This is a genomic window from Maricaulis sp., from assembly GCF_030149425.1.
In the GTDB taxonomy this organism is placed as follows: Bacteria; Pseudomonadota; Alphaproteobacteria; order Caulobacterales; family Maricaulaceae; genus Maricaulis.
Genome location: NZ_JASBRQ010000025.1, coordinates 18,722 through 34,445, shown reverse-complemented (window position 1 = coordinate 34,445; position 15,724 = coordinate 18,722). Strand labels below are relative to the sequence as shown.

The following is a 15,724-nucleotide window of genomic DNA, read 5'->3' as shown; positions in this document are numbered from 1 at the left end:
GGATTCACACTTCGTTACCGTTTCGGAACAGTCGACATTGAAAAATGAAGATTAAACCGGGACAAATACCCAGCCCCAAGACTTCCCCTTAAACCCCATGCCAGCCAGCTCGCCGTGGTGTAGCCGGGCGGTCCAGGGCGCGCAGCGCCGGGGCCCGGTTGAGACCCTTGACCGCCCGGCTTCAACACGGCCCCCTTTCCTGCATGAGGTGTATGGGGGGATGTGGATTGGGCGCTCCCCTTCTCCCGCGCGGGAGAAGGTGCCCGAAGGGCGGATGAGGGTGGTAGCGGAGACCTTCGAAGGCGGTGTCTTCCCCCGCTCCGCCCCGGCGCGGTGCGCCGGGCCACCTCTCCCCAAGAAGAGGGTGGGCGTAGAGCTTTGCTTTTCGAGGTCCTGGATTCCCCGCGTCCGCGAGGGCAGGCAGGTCCCGGATGAGGGGCGCTGAGGCTAGCGCGCCTCGTCGTCGCCATCTTGAGCGCCTGCCTTGTCCTTGCCGATGACGGTGAAGATGACCGTGGCCAGGACGCCGGCGCCGGTCAGGGCGATGAAGGGCAGGAGTTCGGGATCCCAGCCGAAGAACATCTGCATCAGGGCGAACCAGGTGATCAGCACGATATAGGCGCCGCCGGCCAGGAGGACGCGTTTCCAGGCGAGGCTGAGCAGCGGTTCGCCGGGGCTGTCCGGGCGTGTTTGAGCGGCCGGGGTATCGACAGGGGTGTCGATAGGAGTAGCGGTGTCATTGGCAGGCATGGGCGGATTTTCCTTGGATGATTGCATCAGGTCACGCAATTGCCCGGAGGTCAGCTCGAAACTTGCGGCCAGGGCGCGCAGGGTTTCCAGGCTGGGCGTCTCGCCGCGTTCGGCGCGCTGGATGGTGCGTTCGCTCAGCCCGCTGATTTCCGCGAGCTGTTCCTGCGACCAGCCTTTTTCAAGGCGCAGCGATTTCAGACCCGTCATCTGGCCCATGCCTGTTCGTCTCCGTAGCAATTGCAGGCCCGGTTTTTAGGCCGCCCCAAGCCCTGTCGCCCACGACACGCAGGCGACGCGAAGGTGACAATGACAGTGGGAGAAAGCAATGGGGGTGGCCTTGAGACGTCCCTCCTCGCCCTCGATGGGCGAGGTGGATCGTCGCGCAGCGGCGAGACGGAGTGGGTGCGCGCCGCAGGCGCACGAAAGACTGATGACGATGGAGACGGCTTTTTGTGCGCGGCTTCGCCGTTGCACCCACTCCACCACTTCGCGGGGCCTCGCCCATCAAGGGCGAGGAGGGAGGGGCACGCTTGCCGGGTGTGCAAAGCATGCTAGCGTGCTGTCCAACATCAACAAGCGAAAGGAGGTGATCCGATGATCAGTGGTTTTACCGGTTTGGGTCTTGGGTCGGAAAAGTGCGCGGACGCAAAGGCAGCCCGGCGCGCCTGACGCTTTTCACGGCCAAGCGATAGCGGGTCGACAGGGCATGTCCCTTGATCCAGGCCAAACCCGAAAATCGCGACCATAAGAGCCGCCGGTCCGGACCTGGACCGGCGGTTCGTTATTTCTGGCGCGGGAGGCGCTTACTCGTCGCCGCCGTCATCGCTTTCAGCATCGCCTTCGGCCTCAACGGCGTCGGCCATGTCTTCGGCCATGTCGTCCGCGGCGTCTTCGATCGCTTCTTCGGCATCGCCGGCCGCCTGGTCGAGCGTCTCCGCAGTATCCTCGGCCATGGCGTCGACCGCATCGCCGGCGGCCTCAGCGGCGTCTTCTGCCGGAGCTTCGCTTGCTTCGGTTTCGCTGGCCTCGGCTTCAACCGCTTCGGCGGTGTCGCCCTCAAGCGTGTCGACCTCGGTCATCATGGTGGTGAAAGCAATGCCGCCGGCCAGAGCCGCCAGCAGAATGAAAGCCAAAATACGCATGCGCTATAGTCCCCCCAGGACGTGTGAGCTGAACATTACAGTTAATTCAGGTTTTGAATAAACGCATCGCGACTCTCCTGACAGGAGAATTTCGCTTGCGCAGGCTGGCCTAGTAGCCGTGACGGACTAACGCTATAGTAAGAAAAAAAACATCGCCGAGACCCTGCTTGCCCCCCTCCGCCCGTTCATCCGCTAAACTGCGCCGGATTGAATATCTTGCCCTGATCGGCGTTCTGCTGGCGCTGCTGGCGTATACGAGTTTCTGGGGCGTGCTCGATCTGGCTGTTCGCATGGCCATCTGGCCGCACGGGCTGGTGCCCTTCGATGCCTATGACTTCACCGCATCGCTGAGCCCGTTGAGTGTGGCGGTGTTCTATGTCTGGTGGCTCACCAAGCCGGTCATCGCCGTCCTGCTGGTCCTGCGCCAGCGCCTGGTTTTCGTCGTCGCCCTGGCCGGGCTGGCGGCCAATCTGATGGATTACATCCTGCTGGCGGCGAACAATCAGTTCGATGCATCGGGCACCTGGATGTTCACCTTCGCGGCCGAAGTGCTGCTTGTCAGCCTGATCTGGCGCCAGAGGCGGCGCCTGGTCTAGTCCATCAACTCAGGCTTTCTGGCCAGTCTCGCTACGGCGGCGATCTTAAGCCCGAACCGGTTCAACCGGGCGCCCGGCCGTCGGCATCCGGATCGCTACCGCGCCAGGTCAGGGCGCGGGCGATCATCGGCATCAGCTTGTCCGGCTCGTGCAGAATATCATTCTGCCAGATATGCAGCACCAGATAGCCGGAGGCCTCGATGTCGGCGATGCGCGCCTCGTCGAAGACGGCGGCTTCAGCCGTGTCGCCGGAATGGATATCGATCGCCAGATGAGCCGTCTCGCAGGCGAAATCGACCGTGTGGCCGGCGATTACGGCATCCGGGCGAAAATCATATCCGCCAAGCTGGCGCGCGCAGATGCGCTTCCACAACGCGATGCGGGCATCCTGATACCGGCGCGGGCGGCTGTCGCGGGCGCTGGACGGGTCAGACAGGCGAACAGAGGAATTGGACACGTCACGCTCCGGCTGCACGCTTGAGAGACAAACTCTTTAAGCGTTGAACTGAAACGATTTTAGCGCTGTCATCCGGGTGTGCGCGTGATCGCCGTCACGCTGTCTTGATCAGCGGTTGAGCTCGATCAGGCGCGCGACCACGGTCTCCACCTGCTGTGCGGCTCGCTCATCGGTCAGCTTGCCCCCATCATCGAAGGCGGAAAAGGCAGTGCCGAGCGCGACTTGGCTGGGCAGGCACAAGACACCGAGATCGCTCAGGAAAGCGCGCAGGCGAGGCAGCATGCGTATGCCGCCCAGCCGGCCCGGCGAGGCCGCCATCACGGCCGCTGTCTTGCCCGCAAAGGCATTGGCCTTGTCCTCGCCGTCGGGGCGCGACACCCAGTCGAAGGCGTTCACGAGCAGGGGCGGGACGTGGCCGTTATATTCCGGGCTGATCACGATCAGCGCGTCGTGCTCCTTGATCAGGCGACGCAGGAGCTGCATGCGTTCCGGCATGCCGTGCTCGGTTTCCAGGTCGCCATGATAGAGCGGCGCATCGAACGCATTCATGTCCAGGAGCGTCGCCTCGCCGCCGCTGGCCTCGACCACCTTCGCCGTATGGACCGCCAGCTTGCGGTTGAAACTGTCCTTACGGGCTGATCCGGGGATGACGAGAATTTTCGGGGAAGACATTGGCGCGCTCCAGTGCTGTTGATCGCCATTTAGGGCGCCGCGTGCGGATTGTCAGCCCGGGAAGCTGGAAGGCATGCCTTCAAACTTGCTTAAACCCTGACGGGTAATGTGGCTTTCATAGGCTCCAGAGAGGAGAATGGGTGATGTCGAAAACCGTAACCTCCAGCTATCGCAGCGTATCGGACCGTTTCGAGCCGGACCTGGTTCAGAGCCCGGCGGAACAGCGCAAGCTGCGCGGCCATCTCGAACAGATCGACTACACGGTCTTTGCCGCCAATCAGGCCGTGCTGAAAAAGACGATCCATACGGTCGGTATCGAGGATTTCCAGAATCTGGCCCTGTCTGCCTCCAAGGCCCGCAGCGCCTGGGTCGATGCCGCCATGTCGGCTGCGCGCAGCCGCTCGCCGCTGGAAAAAACCGAGGTCGAGCGCCTGTCCCTGCTTCGCGCCGCCTATGAAGAGCTGTCCGAGGCCTATGACGCCATGCGGCGCATGGTCGAGCGCGGCTATCTGCGCCTGGAAGTGCCGCCGGCAAAGGCGGGCTAGCTAGCGCCGATCCGGGCCGTCATCCGGTTCCTGAGCGATATCGCGTGTATCCTGGAGGATGAGCGAGGGCGCCTCGGCCTGCGGGGCGCGATCAACCCACGTGGGTTCATCGCCGCCAAACTGTTCCGGCGCCGGTCGCCCCCATCCCGGCTCGCCACCCCCCAGCTCGTTCGGCTCACTTTCCTGGGCGCCCCAGCCGGGCTCGCCACCACCGAGGTCGTTGCGCTCGACATCGCGGACGCCCCAACCCGGGTCAGCGCCACCGAGTGCGTTCGGCTCGCCGCCCTGTGCGCCCCAACCCGGATCGCCACCACCAAGCTGATTGCGATCGCCGCGCTGGCCGCGAATACGTTCCTGGCCTGACCGGGTCACGCAGCGCTGGCCGCGCTCGGCATCGCGGCACAAGGGCAGTTCGGCCTGTTGGCGGACTTGCGGCTGCGGCCGGTTAGCCGGCTGGGCTGAGACGGCGGTCGCGGTAAACACCGCGGCCAACACGCTTACACCGATAATATGCGTGAAACGGGTCATCATTGAGCCTCCCCTGACGTTCGCGCTGATCCTAGCATGACGCTGTATGAACGCCGCCTGACTTGCGTGGCCGGGATTTTGCCGCAGTTTTCGCAAGGCCGATTGAACCGTTCCCACCCGACCTCGCACCTATGTCCGGAACCTGATGATTGAGGGACGGGCATGATCGAACAATTCGCCTATTGGGGCATTATCGCGTTTGCGCTCTGGCTTTTTGCCGTCGGCGCCGTGATGGCTGTGCAACCGGACTGGGCGCTCTTCCTGCTGCGCCAGGCGGCGAGCACGCTGCTCATTCATTGCGGTGAGTTGCTGATCCGAGGTGCTTTCGGGCTGGCCATGATCGCGGCCAGCAAGAGCGCGCTCTATCCGGCCGTATTCATGTGGATCGGCAGTTTCATCGCCGCCAGCTCGGTTGTGATCCTGGTGCTGCCGCGCCAATGGCATGCTGGCTACTCACTCTGGTGGGCTGATCATCTCCCGGCCTGGCTGGTGCGGGTTTTCTCCCTGATTGCCTTCGTCGCGGCGGCAGCCTTGATCCATGGGGCCGGAATTTGGTCGTGTGCATTGAACCCGATCTGCGCTTGAGTGCACCTAAGGGAAAAGCGGCGGTGCAGATCACTCGTTCGTAAAGGGAAGGGCCCGGCGCATGCGGCGCGATAAAAAGCGTGTTCTTGGCGAATACCTCGTCGCTGCCGCCCAGGCCGGTGATCGAAAGGCGTTCGACCGGCTTGCCCGGCTCTGGCAGCCCGATCTTCTGCGCCATGCCTATCGGCTGTGCGGGGAGGCCGATGCAGCGCAGGATGTATTGCAGGAAGCTTGGCTGGATATCGTGCGCGGGCTGGGCGGTTTGCAGGATGGCGCCGCGTTTCCGGCCTGGGCCTATCGCATCGTCACCCGCAAGACGGCAGCGATGATCCGCAAACGCCAGAGTGCCCGCCGTACCCGGGCCGCCATCGAGGCCGAGCCGGTACAGGCCGTCGACGGGAGTGCCGAGCTGGAACAGCGGCTGGAGCTCAACCAGGTGGCCCGGGCCCTGGCCCAGTTGCCGCCGGACCAACGCTCCGCCATGGCGCTATACCACCGCCAGGAAATGAGCGTGGCCGAGATCGCGGTCGTCCTCGATGTTCCCGCGGGCACAGTGAAGACACGCCTAATGCACGCCCGCCGCAAAATCCGTGCGGCGCTGGAAACTGCTGAGAATGGAGACAGCCATGAGTAATGCCGACAAGGACCTCGACGAATTGATCAGCGAGGCGCTGGATGATGAGGATCGCAAGCTCCTCGGTCGCTATGCTGAGCCGCCGGGCTTCTTCGCCCAGGTTTTCTCGATTTTTTCCGGCAGCCTGGGCTGGGTCATGGCGATCGTGATGATCATGGTGCCGATTTTCTTCGGCCTGTTTGTCTGGACCGGCTGGAACTTCTTCCAGCAAGCCGATGTCATCATGGCGCTGCGCTGGGGGCTGGGCAGTCTTGCCAGTTTGCAAATTATCCTTTTCCTGCGCGGAATATTACTCCAGCAGGTCATGACAAATCAGGTGTTGCGTGAAGTGAAGCGTATGGAATTACAGATGCTTAAATATCAGCACCGGGAATAGGTGGCAGCAAGCATCCGAGTGGGATGAGGGGTTTTTCTGTTCAACTCGGCTTCACAGCGCCGTGAGCCCCTAGCATTTAGCCGGTTGCGTTCCCAAATAGGTCCTCGAACCGGATAGTGGCTGGCTGGCCATGCGTGCCGGTAAAGGGATAGGATAGGTTTTATGGCAAACGCACTTGCAGCAACGCTGTCTCCAGAACAGGGGCTTTCCAGCTACCTGTCGGAAATTCGCCGCTTCCCCATGCTGGAGAAGGACGAAGAGTTCATGCTGGGCAAAAGCTGGCGTGAGCATGGCGATACCGATGCGGCTGAAAAGCTTGTCACCTCTCACCTTCGCCTCGTGGCCAAGATTGCCATGGGCTATCGCGGCTATGGCCTGCCGATCGGGGAGGTTATCTCCGAGGGCAATGTCGGCCTGATGCAGGCGGTAAAGAAATTCGACCCCGATAAGGGTTTCCGCCTGGCGACCTACGCCATGTGGTGGATCCGCGCTTCGATCCAGGAATACATCCTGCGCTCCTGGTCGCTGGTGAAAATGGGCACCACGGCGGCCCAGAAGAAGCTTTTCTTCAACCTGCGCCGGATGAAAAGCCAGATGCAGGCGATTGATGAGGGCGATCTTAAACCCGACCAGGTCGAGGAAATCGCCACCAAGCTGGGTGTCACCCAGGATGATGTCGTGTCCATGAATGGCCGCCTGTCCGGTCCTGATGCCTCGCTCAACGCGCCGCTGAAGGGCACGGAAGGCGACGGCCAATGGCAGGACTGGCTGGCCGATGATGATGCGGAAAGCCAGGAAGACGAGCTCGTCGAAAGCGATGAGTTCGACACCCGGATGCAGCTTCTGCAATCGGCCATGGGCGAGCTCAATGAGCGCGAACAGCACATCCTGCAGGAGCGCCGCCTGAGTGAAGAGCCCAAGACGCTGGAAGAACTGGCCGAGCATTACGGCGTCAGCCGTGAGCGCATCCGCCAGATCGAAGTGCGCGCCTTTGAAAAACTGCAAAAGGCGATGCGCGAGATGGCTGAAGACCAGGGCCTGCTGAACTAGGCGGCACCCGCTTATTCCGAACTGAATAAACCGGCGGGGTGACCCGCCGGTACGCCTTGATGTGCGCGCCAAGACGCGTAATTGATTAAGTGTGCGGCACCGGCCGCTTTCCGACGATGGGAGAGAGATGATGACGACGCAAACCCTGACCCTGGCCGGTGGCTGTTTCTGGGGCATGCAGGATCTCATTCGCCGCGAGCCCGGCGTGATCTCGACCCGTGTCGGATATACCGGCGGCCGCGTCGCTCACGCGACCTATGAGCTGGTGAAGACCGGCCATACCGGGCATGCGGAGTCGATCGAGATCGTGTTTGATCCGGAGCGCACCAGCCTGAAGCGTATCTACGAGATCTTTTTCCAGATCCACGACCCGACCACGATTGACCGTCAGGGCAATGATATCGGCAGCCAGTATCGCTCGGCGATCTTTTACGCCGACGATGAACAAAAGCGCATCGGCGAGGCCGTGATCAAGGCGGTAGAGGCGAGCGGGTTATGGCCGGGCAAGGTTGTCACCCGGCTGGAGCCGCTGGGGGATTTCTGGGAAGCGGAAGACTTCCACCAGGATTATCTCGAGCGTTATCCGGACGGCTATACCTGCCACTTTGTACGCCCGGACTGGAAACTGCCGGACGGCGTTCTCGAAGCGGTTTGATCAGGATTTGTGCTGGGCCAGTCCCAGCGCAATGCCCGCCTGCCCCAGATAATAGGTGACCCAGACGAGCCAGCCCGCCCAGGGGAGCTCGCCGGCAAACATGCGCCAGGCCAGGACCGTATCCGAGACGACAAACAGCAGGGCGCCGATAATCGCCAGGCCGGGTCCACGCCCGATCACGGCGAGGATGGCCATGATCATGATGATGGCGTTGTAAATGCTGGCCGGGATGCGCAGCTCGCCGAAATGCGGTTGCAGCGCGATCAGCATGACCGCTCCGAAGACAGCGAGCAGTCCGGCGCCGATATAGCCGGGCAGGCCGCGCGATCCGGTTTGCTTCAGGACGCCGGCGAAGAGCACGATATAGACGATATGACCGAGGCCGAAGGAGACTATGCCCAGCGCCGTCTCCTGCGGCTCCAGAGCCAGGAAAGCGTCGCCGGCCGAGCCGAGCCAGAGCCCGATGGCGAGCACGGGTTTGCCATGCAGGAAGGCATACAGGCCCAGCAGGATGATCCCCATCGCCTTGAAGACGACATTGGCAGGATAGGCAATCTGATCGCCAAGGATGAGATAGCACAGGCTGAATGCCAGTGATGCGGCCAGGATGATCTTGTCCCGCGTATTGAATTCCATCGTTCTGCCTCGGCTCTTCCCCTTATGAGCTTTCAGGCTAAACTCCCGCGGCAATGAGGAAAAGCGTGTACGTCATGTGTGTCGCCTGGGTGTTGGCTGCCGCCGCGCCAGGCCCGGCTTTGGAGCTGCGCTCGCCGGCGGTCGAGGCCGCTGCGGCGGTGCTGGCTGCGCGTCCTCATGCCGAGGATGAGGTGTGGCGCGATCTGTCCCGCCGCGGCCTGCCGCTGGTTGAGGACCACCCGGATGATCCGTCCCTGAAACGCGTGACCTTCGCCTTCAAGGGCCATGAGAACATTACCGGGGTGCGCCTCGACAGCGTCGTCAACGCGCCCTATGTGCGCGGCGAGGTGAGCGATTATGTGCGCGATTTCACCCTGCCTCTGACCCCCCTTGGCGACACCCAGATCTGGACCCTGACGCTGGACGTCCAACGCGATGTGGCGGCGACCTACAGCTTCCTGATCGAGCTCACCACCGGGCCGCGCCGCATGGCCGATATGGAAAATCCACGCCGTCTGCGCGGCGTGGCGGCGGAAACGGTGTTGATGCTGGCGCCGCGCGAGGTCGATCCGGCCATTCGTCCGGTGCCGTTCATGCAGCGCCAGCCGGCCAACGCCCTGGCCCTCGACAGTGAAGCCCTCGGGCGCACCGTCCTGTTGCAGCATCATGCCGTGCGTAATCCGCCGGCCGGGGCACCGGTGGTCGTGATCTGGGATGCCTTCCTCTGGGGCGTGCGCGCTCCGGCCTGGGAGATTGTGCAAAACCTGGTGGATCAGGGCCGGATGCCAGCGGCCCATGTCGTGCTGATTGATCAGCTGGATCCGGAAAGTGCCGATCAGCGCTATCAGGACCAGTCCGATTTTATCGGTCAGGAGCTACAGCCCTTCCTGGCAGAAAAGGGCATGACCGGACCGCTCACACTGGCCGGCGCATCCCGGCGCGGTTTGGCCGCGACACTGGCGGCGCTGGACAATCCGGCCCAGGTCGACGCCGCGATTTCAATGTCGGGTTCGTTCTACTGGTCGCCGCAGGCGGAGGCTCCGGAGTGGCTGGCCCGCACACTCGAACCGGCAACAGATTCCGCGCCCCGCTTCATCCTCAATGCCGGATCGCTGGAATATGTCGTGACCTCGACCAATCAGGGTCATGTCATGCAGAGCGCCAATCACAATATGACCGAGGCGCTGAGCGCGGCCGGGTATGATGCCGTGTATCGCGAATTCTCCGGCGGCCATGATACCGCCGGCTGGCGCGGCGCGCTGGCCTCCAGTCTGGACGCGCTGTTCGAGGATGTCGAAACCGCCAGCGCTCTCGCCGACTAGCTTCTGACCGATCAGCGCCCGGCCGATCAGCCTTTGGGCGGTTTGCCCGGGCCGCGCGGTCGCGGACCGTCATTGCCGATCCGTCCCGCCGCGAAATCATCCACCAGCTCGGCCCAGCGATCCGATCGCGCGGCGATATAGATCATCGGTCCGCCCGGATTGGAGCGGAAGTTGGAATCGGTGGCGACGATGAAATACTCCTCGCCATCGCGGATCATGAAGGGCGAACCGCTATCGCCGCGCGTGGTGTCGCAATCATGCGCCATCGTGTTGTCGCGATAGACCTGGGTCATGGTGCAATTGCCACTATTGCCGGACAGATGTTCGCCGGTATCCCAGCTATAGCCGGCCTGGAAGAGCGGGTAATTGCGCGCGGCGCGCTCGCCCTCATCGTCCACCAGGGCTCTGACCCCGACAAAACCAAGCTCGCGGCCGAGCGGGCGACGCAGGCGCAGAAGCGCCCAGTCCGTGCCGTCGATTTCATCGGTCGAACCGAAACGCTGGGCATTCCATTCCCGGTCGATGAGATAGCCGGTAATCCGCGCTGATTCCGGTCCGCCACGCCGGTCAAAGCCGGTCCGGAAGACGCCGCGGGCATCGACACTGTTATTGTCGGCGATGCAATGAGCCGCGGTGACAATGACATTTTCCGCGATCAGCGTCGCAGTGCAGCCACCGCCGGAATCAAACTCAACCTCCCCGACGACACTCCAGGGGAAGACCGAAGTGTCCATGAAGACCCGGTCGTCAAAGCCGAAATAATGGTCGTTAATCCCCATCGGCCGTTCACGCCCGAAACAGTCCGCCCGGTCGGTGCGGGCCGCGCAGCTACCATCGCCGACGTCGGGCTCGTTGCAGACACCGTCAAAGGCCGTCTCGCAGCTATCATTGCGGAAGCGCAGGTGGATCACGCTGCCGCAATCGGCCAGGTCGGTGGCCTGGGTACAGGCGCCGGTACCGAAACCGGGCTCATCACACTCACCATCATTGGCCCAGCGGCAGGAATTATCCTCGATGCCTTCGGCCAGACGCCAGCAGTCGGAATAGTCCGTGCCCTGGCGGCAGGCGCCGGTGCCGAGACCGGGATCATCGCATTCGCCGTCATTGGCGTGCTGGCAGCTGTCATTGCCGGTATAGCGCCCGGTCGAGACGCCGGTGGGTTTGACGGGTTTTTGCGTATAGGTGCGCAGATAACGGCCGATTTCACGACTGGACAGATGAACATCCTCGTCCGGCGTGGCCTGCGCCAGGCCTGCCGGCGTTGCCACAAGCGCCGCGATCAGCGCAATCCAACCCATCCGCATGCTCGAACTCCCGTCCCTATTGCGTTGCAACTATGAACCTTATTCGCGGCGAGACCAAGGCGGCTCGCACCGTTCAGCTAGATGACCCGAAGCTGAACTGGGCATTCAAGGCGCGCTCAGGCGCGCTGGTGTTTGCTGTCTCCATCAACGGCCCCATGCGGCCGCAACGGCAAAGGAGAACGCCATGTCATTCATCAAGAGCGCCATCGCCGCCGCCCTCCTGGCCGGCATGGGAGCAGCAGCCTTGCCCGCCGCCGCATCGGCCGGCACCTGGTATCTCAACGCCCGGGCCTGCCCGGACCTGCGTGAAGATCGCCGCGACCGCCGGGTTTATGAAGGCCGATGGGATGTCCGTGAAGACCGGCGCGACCGCCGTGTCATCGAATGCCCGCCGCGCGCCTGGACCTATGTCCCGGACCGCTGGGAGCGCCGGAATGGTCTCGAGCGTGGCACGGGTGCTCGCCGGGGTACGCCGGGGATTGTCTATCGCCATCGTGGCGAGTTCTTCCGCGAAACCCGTCGCGGTGACCTGCGCCAGATCGATGTCGTTATCGAACGGGGCCGCCGGGGCTATCGCGACCATCGTCGTGACCGCCGCTGGGACCGCAATGATCGCGGCCGCTATGGCAGCTATCGTCACCACTGATCCGGTCGCCTAGACCAGGATTTCACCTTCCAAGTAACGCGGCGCGTGGCCATGCAAGGCCACGCGATCGCCTTTGTGCTCGACCTCAAGTGCGCCGGGGCGCTGGCCGATCTGGCGGGCGATCAGGCCTGATTTGCCTAGCCGGTCCGCCCAATAGGGCGTCAGGGTGCAGTGAGCAGAGCCGGTGACGGGGTCCTCATCGACACCCGAGGCCGGGGCAAAGAAACGCGAGACGAAATCCGTCGTCCGGCCCGGCGCGGTGAGGATGATATTGGTATTGTGACGCCGCAGCAGGCCGTAATCGGGCAGGGCGGTGGACACCAGGCCCTCATGCGGCATCACCCACATCTGATAGCCGGCGCCATGAATGCGCTCGACGTCGTAGACTTCGTCGGGCGAGGCCTCGATGCCGATCGCCGCCTGCAGGGCATCGCTGGGCCGGCCCTCGCGATAGCCGATTGTCGGCAGGTCCATGGCAAAACGCTCGCCATCCTGGCTCACTTCGAGCCGTCCCGAGAGGGTATCGAACTTGGCGCTCTCACCCTTCACCGCATTTTCGCCGAACAGGACCGCGCCCGCTGACAGGGTGGCGTGTCCGCACAAATCCACCTCGACCGCGGGGGTGAACCAGCGCAAATGCCAGGTGTCCTCGCCCGTCGGGACGACGAAAGCGGTCTCGGAAAGATTGTTCGAGGCGGCTATGCCGAGCAGGACCTTGTCCGCCGGGAATTCCTCCATCAGGCAGACGCCGGCCGGATTGCCGCTGAACGGCATGGCCGGGTCGGAGAAGGCGTGAATTTCGAAATAGGGCAGGCGCGGCATCGGATAACTCCTCAAACTCCCCTCAGCAGGTGAACCGGATCGGCGGGGAAATCAATCTCTACCAACGATCATTCTCGGTGCGCGGCAAATCCAGTGTGAGATCGGGGTCGCTGGCATCGAAAGCGGCGACCAGGCTGAGCGTAATCTCCCCGCCATTGGCCCGCTCGGCCAGGGCGGTTTCGACCTGTTCGAGCGCGTCAGCGCGCAGGTCGCGGATCTGACGCGGCAATTGCGAGCGCCAGAGATCCACGGCGCGCTCCAGGCTGCGCATGTCTTCCGGACGGTCTTCTGCCGGCCCATCGCGCCAGCGGCCGATATCAGTGTAGGCCTGTGCCAGGCGGGCCGCTTCCTCTTCCTCGAACAAATCGATCTCGATCAGCATGGACTGGTAGACCAGCGAGCTCTCCGGAACGGTGAGGGCGGGGCTGGAATTGACCGCCCAGCCGGCGAAATAGGCGCGGACCTCTTCGATGCTGCGCGATGCCGCGCTGGTCCAGTCGCTGCGGGTCTGGCGGTTGAGCAATTCCTCGCTCACCGGGTCGATGATGAAAACCGTCGGTGTGCCGTATACCGCCGGCACGTTGAAACGCTGCATCACGGCATGGTTCTGGTCGCGCCAGCCGACATCGATATGACGCAGCACATAATGCTGTTCCAGCGTCGAGGCGAGTTCGGCATCCTCGAAATGATGCGCCAGCCCGCGGCTGTCATGACACCAATTGGCGCCGAGGATCAAAAGCAGCCGCCGGTCCGTATCCACTGCCTCGGCCAGAGCCGCATCGACCACGCTCATGGCGTCGTAATTCCGGTCATAGGGGCGAGGATGATCGTCATCGGCGCGCGCCGTGGGCGTTAAGACGATCAGGACGAGGCTGAGAATAAGGGCGAAGCGCATGGTCGCGAAAACTCCGGGTCGAACGCGGCGCAGCTAATCATGCTGCGCCGCGCTTGCCCAGTGACAGGACTGTGAGGCGGATCAGCCCGCCGCCAGCGCCGCCAGACGGGCATAGACCCCGTCAGTGCGGGCTTCGAGCTGGTCATGCGTTCCCTGTTCGACGATGCGGCCATTCTCGAAAACGAGGATGCGGTCGGCATCGCGAATCGTGGAGAGCCTGTGGGCAATGATGATGGTGGTGCGGCCCTGCATCACCGTCCCCATCGCCTGCTGGATCTCGCGTTCTGTCTCATTGTCGAGGCTGGACGTGGCCTCGTCGAGGATGAGAATGGGCGCATCGGCGAGGATCGCCCGGGCGATTGCCACGCGTTGACGCTCACCGCCGGACAGTTTCACACCGCGCTCACCGACCAGGGTGTCATAACCCTGCGGCAGACGATCGATGAAGCCATCGGCATGCGCGGCTTCGGCTGCGGCCTTGACTTCGTCGAGGCTCGCGTCCGGGCGGCCATAGGCGATGTTTTCCGCGATCGAGCGGTGAAACAGTGCCGGATCCTGCGGTACCAGGGCGATCGAGCGGCGCAGGCTGTCCTGCGTCACCGCCCGCACATCCTGACCATCGATCAGCACGCCGCCTTCGCTGACATCGTAGAGACGCTGGACCAGTTTGACGAAGGTCGACTTGCCCGAGCCCGTCGGGCCGACCAGGGCCACTTTCTCGCCCGGGGCGATGTCGAGGCTGAAATCGGTGTAGACCGGACGCTCCTGCCCGGCATAGGTAAAGCCGACCTGGTCAAAGCGGATGGCGCCTTCGCCACGGCGAAACTCGGCTGCGTCGGGCGCGTCACGGACCTCGCTTTGCTGCAGGTCGAAGGCGGCGAGATCCTGGATCTCGTCGAGGCCGCGCTGGACCTGCTGCACATGTTCGCCAAAGCGCCGCATATAGCTCGACACGATCATGTAGGCGGTCAGCGCCGCGACCACATCGCCGGCGCTGGCCGCACCGCGCGACCATTGCCAGACCAGGAGGCCGACCAGCGCGGCCTGCATGGTCAAATCGGTGGCGATATTGACCAGCCAGGAATTGACGTAGCGGCCCCAGGTCTTCCGGGTTTCCGCATGCCAGCGCCAGGTCAGCTTGTGAAAGCGGCCGTCCTCGCGCGCTTCCGAGCCGAAACTCTTCACCGTCGCCACGCCGCCGATCGAATCCGCCAGGGCTCCGCCGATCTCGCTGTCGAGCGCGTTGGAGCGGATATTCTGCGGCCGGATGTAATAGCGGCTGAGCAGCAGTGAGGAGATGACGAAGGCCGTCATGATGACAAACGCCGCGCCGCCCACCAGCGGCCAGCGCACGGCCATGACCAGCGATATGCCCAGCATGACCAGTACCGCCGGGGCGACGCCGAGCACGATGTTGAAGGTGATCGTGTCATAGGCCCACATGCCACGGGTGATCTTGCGCACCACGGAGCCGGCAAAAGTATTGGCGTGCCAGTCGAGCGAGAAACGCTGGACCTTGGCAAAGGCCTCCGTGGTCAGATCGGCCATATTGGCCGCCGAAAACGGCACCTCACAGCGCGAAGCGGACTGGCGCAGGGCATAATAGACCGCGGCCGCGCCGAGATAGAGCGCGAAAGCGGGCCAGGGCGAACTGGCATCGGGCCCGGCCGCGAGCGCGTCGATCAGGCGCCCGGCGGCAAGCGGGATCATCAGCTCGACCACGGTGGCGGCGAGCATGAAGACGATCATTCCGGTCAGCAGCACCGGCCGGCGGGCCCATTGCCGCGCGAGATAGCGCAACACGGCCATGTTGGAGAGCGTCTTCTTGGCGGGGTCGTCGTCTTGGTCTTCCAGTGAGCGGAAGTCTTCTTCATCGGTGACAGCACTATCGGTCATCGGATCGCGGACCGGCGGGTCCGTCCTCTGGCATATATCCTACGGGCAAGGGCTTATCGGCGAAGACAGGCAGCCCGCACGGCGTCGTGAAACGCATGGTGCAAGCTGTGAAAGCGGGCCGCCGGACCGCCCTCGATCGCTAGATATATGGTCGCACTGACACATTCTCCTGCAAGACGAATTGGGCCGCGTGGATACACCCGCGACCCGTGG

At 63.3% G+C, this 15,724-nt stretch carries 19 protein-coding genes; 9 read left to right on the top strand and 10 right to left on the bottom strand.

The features are described 5' to 3' along the window. Positions 1-447: 447 nt before the first annotated feature. Both Q1V57_RS04200 and Q1V57_RS04195 read right to left on the bottom strand, forming a co-directional pair. A complete protein-coding gene (locus tag Q1V57_RS04200; protein WP_300527855.1) occupies positions 448-966 on the bottom strand; it encodes a helix-turn-helix transcriptional regulator in 519 nt (172 codons plus the stop codon). A gap of 587 nt (positions 967-1,553) precedes the next feature. After that, positions 1,554-1,892 (bottom strand): hypothetical protein, encoded by a 339-nt coding sequence (locus Q1V57_RS04195; protein ID WP_300527853.1) that lies wholly within the window; start codon positions 1,890-1,892, stop codon positions 1,554-1,556. Between the two features lie 167 nt (positions 1,893-2,059). On the opposite strand from Q1V57_RS04195, the gene Q1V57_RS04190 reads away from it, so the two are divergent. After that, positions 2,060-2,488 (top strand): hypothetical protein, encoded by a 429-nt coding sequence (locus tag Q1V57_RS04190; RefSeq protein WP_300527852.1) that lies wholly within the window; start codon positions 2,060-2,062, stop codon positions 2,486-2,488. A 61-nt stretch (positions 2,489-2,549) separates the two neighbouring features. Here Q1V57_RS04190 and Q1V57_RS04185 read toward each other — a convergent pair whose 3' ends face one another. Both Q1V57_RS04185 and Q1V57_RS04180 read right to left on the bottom strand, forming a co-directional pair. Beyond that, positions 2,550-2,945 (bottom strand): DUF559 domain-containing protein, encoded by a 396-nt coding sequence (locus tag Q1V57_RS04185; RefSeq protein WP_300527849.1) that lies wholly within the window; start codon positions 2,943-2,945, stop codon positions 2,550-2,552. A gap of 108 nt (positions 2,946-3,053) precedes the next feature. Next, entirely contained in the window at positions 3,054-3,617 is a 564-nt protein-coding gene (locus Q1V57_RS04180) for an NAD(P)H-dependent oxidoreductase (protein ID WP_300527847.1), read from the bottom strand. Positions 3,618-3,760: 143 nt separating this feature from the next. Between Q1V57_RS04180 and Q1V57_RS04175 the strand changes: the two genes are divergently transcribed. Then, a complete protein-coding gene (locus Q1V57_RS04175) occupies positions 3,761-4,162 on the top strand; it encodes a hypothetical protein (protein ID WP_300527845.1) in 402 nt (133 codons plus the stop codon). On the opposite strand, the gene Q1V57_RS04170 is transcribed toward Q1V57_RS04175, so the two are convergent. Further along, on the bottom strand, positions 4,163-4,693 hold the full coding sequence (locus Q1V57_RS04170) for a hypothetical protein (protein WP_300527843.1): 531 nt from the start codon (positions 4,691-4,693) through the stop codon (positions 4,163-4,165). It lies immediately after the preceding gene. A gap of 159 nt (positions 4,694-4,852) precedes the next feature. Here Q1V57_RS04170 and Q1V57_RS04165 point away from each other — a divergent pair, with 159 nt between their 5' ends. The 5 genes from Q1V57_RS04165 to msrA all read left to right on the top strand — a co-directional run bounded on the left by Q1V57_RS04165 (position 4,853) and on the right by msrA (position 7,990). Continuing rightward, on the top strand, positions 4,853-5,275 hold the full coding sequence (locus Q1V57_RS04165; protein ID WP_300527840.1) for a hypothetical protein: 423 nt from the start codon (positions 4,853-4,855) through the stop codon (positions 5,273-5,275). A gap of 61 nt (positions 5,276-5,336) precedes the next feature. Beyond that, a complete protein-coding gene (locus tag Q1V57_RS04160) occupies positions 5,337-5,909 on the top strand; it encodes an RNA polymerase sigma factor (RefSeq protein ID WP_300527839.1) in 573 nt (190 codons plus the stop codon). Then, positions 5,902-6,285: a DUF6768 family protein gene (locus Q1V57_RS04155; protein ID WP_300527837.1), complete on the top strand. Its 384-nt coding sequence runs from the start codon at positions 5,902-5,904 to the stop codon at positions 6,283-6,285. The genes Q1V57_RS04160 and Q1V57_RS04155 overlap by 8 nt, the downstream gene beginning before the upstream one ends. Before the next feature lie 162 nt (positions 6,286-6,447). Next, positions 6,448-7,335 carry an RNA polymerase sigma factor RpoH gene (rpoH, locus tag Q1V57_RS04150; RefSeq protein WP_300527834.1) on the top strand — a complete coding sequence of 296 codons (888 nt, stop codon included), beginning with the start codon at positions 6,448-6,450 and terminating at the stop codon, positions 7,333-7,335. A gap of 130 nt (positions 7,336-7,465) precedes the next feature. Beyond that, positions 7,466-7,990 (top strand): peptide-methionine (S)-S-oxide reductase MsrA, encoded by a 525-nt coding sequence (gene msrA, locus Q1V57_RS04145; protein ID WP_300527832.1) that lies wholly within the window; start codon positions 7,466-7,468, stop codon positions 7,988-7,990. Here msrA and Q1V57_RS04140 read toward each other — a convergent pair whose 3' ends face one another. Continuing rightward, positions 7,991-8,626, bottom strand: coding sequence for a lysoplasmalogenase (locus Q1V57_RS04140; protein ID WP_300527830.1), 636 nt, complete (start codon positions 8,624-8,626; stop codon positions 7,991-7,993). A gap of 53 nt (positions 8,627-8,679) precedes the next feature. Here Q1V57_RS04140 and Q1V57_RS04135 point away from each other — a divergent pair, with 53 nt between their 5' ends. Beyond that, a complete protein-coding gene (locus Q1V57_RS04135; RefSeq protein WP_300527829.1) occupies positions 8,680-9,948 on the top strand; it encodes an alpha/beta hydrolase-fold protein in 1,269 nt (422 codons plus the stop codon). Between the two features lie 26 nt (positions 9,949-9,974). On the opposite strand, the gene Q1V57_RS04130 is transcribed toward Q1V57_RS04135, so the two are convergent. Continuing rightward, on the bottom strand, positions 9,975-11,252 hold the full coding sequence (locus Q1V57_RS04130) for a trypsin-like serine protease (RefSeq protein ID WP_300527828.1): 1,278 nt from the start codon (positions 11,250-11,252) through the stop codon (positions 9,975-9,977). 184 nt (positions 11,253-11,436) lie between these two features. Here Q1V57_RS04130 and Q1V57_RS04125 point away from each other — a divergent pair, with 184 nt between their 5' ends. Further along, entirely contained in the window at positions 11,437-11,898 is a 462-nt protein-coding gene (locus Q1V57_RS04125) for a hypothetical protein (RefSeq protein ID WP_300527826.1), read from the top strand. A gap of 9 nt (positions 11,899-11,907) precedes the next feature. Here the strand turns inward: Q1V57_RS04125 and Q1V57_RS04120 are convergent, their stop codons facing one another. From Q1V57_RS04120 to Q1V57_RS04110, 3 genes are all read right to left on the bottom strand, one after another. Beyond that, a complete protein-coding gene (locus tag Q1V57_RS04120; protein ID WP_300527824.1) occupies positions 11,908-12,720 on the bottom strand; it encodes a PhzF family phenazine biosynthesis protein in 813 nt (270 codons plus the stop codon). Between the two features lie 58 nt (positions 12,721-12,778). Further along, positions 12,779-13,615 (bottom strand): thioredoxin family protein, encoded by an 837-nt coding sequence (locus tag Q1V57_RS04115; RefSeq protein WP_300527822.1) that lies wholly within the window; start codon positions 13,613-13,615, stop codon positions 12,779-12,781. Between the two features lie 81 nt (positions 13,616-13,696). Beyond that, positions 13,697-15,511: an ABC transporter ATP-binding protein gene (locus Q1V57_RS04110; protein WP_300527820.1), complete on the bottom strand. Its 1,815-nt coding sequence runs from the start codon at positions 15,509-15,511 to the stop codon at positions 13,697-13,699. Between the last annotated feature and the right edge of the window lie 213 nt (positions 15,512-15,724).

Excerpts from the sequence above, each read along its gene's own strand:
- Q1V57_RS04200 (WP_300527855.1), bottom strand. The coding sequence starts at position 966 with ATGGGCCAGATGACGGGTCTGAAATCGCTGCGCCTTGAAAAAGGCTGG.
- Q1V57_RS04195 (WP_300527853.1), bottom strand. The coding sequence starts at position 1,892 with ATGCGTATTTTGGCTTTCATTCTGCTGGCGGCTCTGGCCGGCGGCATT.
- Q1V57_RS04180 (WP_300527847.1), bottom strand. The coding sequence starts at position 3,617 with ATGTCTTCCCCGAAAATTCTCGTCATCCCCGGATCAGCCCGTAAGGAC.
- Q1V57_RS04175 (WP_300527845.1), top strand. The coding sequence starts at position 3,761 with ATGTCGAAAACCGTAACCTCCAGCTATCGCAGCGTATCGGACCGTTTC.
- Q1V57_RS04170 (WP_300527843.1), bottom strand. The coding sequence starts at position 4,693 with ATGATGACCCGTTTCACGCATATTATCGGTGTAAGCGTGTTGGCCGCG.
- Q1V57_RS04165 (WP_300527840.1), top strand. The coding sequence starts at position 4,853 with ATGATCGAACAATTCGCCTATTGGGGCATTATCGCGTTTGCGCTCTGG.
- Q1V57_RS04160 (WP_300527839.1), top strand. The coding sequence starts at position 5,337 with ATGCGGCGCGATAAAAAGCGTGTTCTTGGCGAATACCTCGTCGCTGCC.
- Q1V57_RS04155 (WP_300527837.1), top strand. The coding sequence starts at position 5,902 with ATGAGTAATGCCGACAAGGACCTCGACGAATTGATCAGCGAGGCGCTG.
- rpoH (WP_300527834.1), top strand. The coding sequence starts at position 6,448 with ATGGCAAACGCACTTGCAGCAACGCTGTCTCCAGAACAGGGGCTTTCC.
- msrA (WP_300527832.1), top strand. The coding sequence starts at position 7,466 with ATGACGACGCAAACCCTGACCCTGGCCGGTGGCTGTTTCTGGGGCATG.
- Q1V57_RS04140 (WP_300527830.1), bottom strand. The coding sequence starts at position 8,626 with ATGGAATTCAATACGCGGGACAAGATCATCCTGGCCGCATCACTGGCA.
- Q1V57_RS04135 (WP_300527829.1), top strand. The coding sequence starts at position 8,680 with ATGAGGAAAAGCGTGTACGTCATGTGTGTCGCCTGGGTGTTGGCTGCC.
- Q1V57_RS04130 (WP_300527828.1), bottom strand. The coding sequence starts at position 11,252 with ATGCGGATGGGTTGGATTGCGCTGATCGCGGCGCTTGTGGCAACGCCG.
- Q1V57_RS04125 (WP_300527826.1), top strand. The coding sequence starts at position 11,437 with ATGTCATTCATCAAGAGCGCCATCGCCGCCGCCCTCCTGGCCGGCATG.
- Q1V57_RS04120 (WP_300527824.1), bottom strand. The coding sequence starts at position 12,720 with ATGCCGCGCCTGCCCTATTTCGAAATTCACGCCTTCTCCGACCCGGCC.
- Q1V57_RS04115 (WP_300527822.1), bottom strand. The coding sequence starts at position 13,615 with ATGCGCTTCGCCCTTATTCTCAGCCTCGTCCTGATCGTCTTAACGCCC.
- Q1V57_RS04110 (WP_300527820.1), bottom strand. The coding sequence starts at position 15,511 with ATGACCGATAGTGCTGTCACCGATGAAGAAGACTTCCGCTCACTGGAA.